The sequence below is a fragment of the Mesorhizobium sp. M1A.F.Ca.IN.020.06.1.1 genome (assembly GCF_004023265.1).
GTDB lineage: Bacteria > Pseudomonadota > Alphaproteobacteria > Rhizobiales > Rhizobiaceae > Mesorhizobium.
In genome coordinates this window covers 1-1,268 of the sequence record NZ_RZSR01001312.1, presented here as the reverse complement: position 1 = coordinate 1,268, position 1,268 = coordinate 1, and the positions used below count along the sequence as shown (strand labels likewise).

At 66.8% G+C, this 1,268-nt stretch carries 1 protein-coding gene; it reads left to right on the top strand.

What is annotated here, in order from left to right:
* Positions 1–1,268 (top strand): tetratricopeptide repeat protein (locus EOA60_RS33565; RefSeq protein WP_128312653.1); only part of this gene is annotated, 1,268 nt, incomplete at both ends.

Here is a 1,268-nt window from a genome sequence, read left to right as displayed (position 1 = left end):
TCAACACCGCCGCCCGCCTCGAAAGCGCCGCCGATCCCGGGACCGTGGTCGTCTCGGGCACCGCCTACGACCACCTCCAGGGCAAGCTCGACTGCGGCTTCACGCCGCTCGGCAATCTGCGCCTCAAGAACATCGAGCGGCCCGTGCGCGCCTACCGCGTCGAGACCGACGCCAGCGCCTCGGTGGCTGCACCGCCTCCCCTGCCCGAGAAGCCCTCGATCGCGGTTCTGCCTTTCACCAATATGAGCGGCGACCCTGACCAGGAATACTTCGCCGATGGGCTGGTCGAGGACATCATCACGGGATTGAGCCGGGTGAACTCCTTCTTCGTGATCGCCCGCAACTCGTCCTTCACCTATAAGGGCCGGGCGGTCGACCTGCGCCAGGTCGGGCGCGAGCTGGGCGTCCGCTACGTGCTCGAAGGCAGCATCCGCAGAGCGGGATCGCGCGTGCGCATCAGCGGGCAGTTGGTCGACGCGATCAGCGGTCACCATGTCTGGACCGGCCGCTTCGAAGGCGACGTGAGCGACATCTTCGACCTGCAGGACAAGGTGACCGAGAGCGTCGTCGGTGCTGTCGAGCCGAGCATCCGGCTGGAGGAGATCAAGCAGGCGCGCATGAAGCCGACCGACTACATCAGCGCCTACGACCTCTACCTTCGCGCACTGCCGCGCTTCTACAGCATGACGCGCGAAGGCTTTGCCGATGTGCGCCGGCTCACCAACGAGGCGCTCAGCATCGACCCTGGCTTCACCTTGGCGAAGGCACTCGGCGCCTATATCCGCAGCCTATCCGTGAGCCAGTGCTGGCACGAGCCCGACGATGTGCGAGTCGCCGCGCGCATGGCGCGCGAGGTGCTGGCGGAAGCGCGCGACGACCCCACGAGCCTGCGCTTCGCGGCGCAGGTGATCGCCTACAGCGCGAAGGAATACGAGATGGCGCTGGGCACGATCGAACGATCCCTGCTGCTCAACCCCAATTCGGCGCAGGGCCATACCGGCAGCGGCTGGGTGAACGCGCATTCCAGCCGCCCGCTCGTGGCGATCGAGCACTTTCACAGGGCGATGCGGCTGAGTCCGGTCGACCCCGAGAAAGGCATCGCGCTCTCCGGCATCGGGATGAGCTATCTGATGCTCGAGCGCTACGAGGAAGCGCTGGCATGGGGAGAACGCGCGCTGCACGAGATGCCGAACTACGGCTCATCGCACCGCGTGGTGATCATGGCGCTGGTCAAGCTCAACCGGCGGGACGAGGCGCAGGCCGCGGCG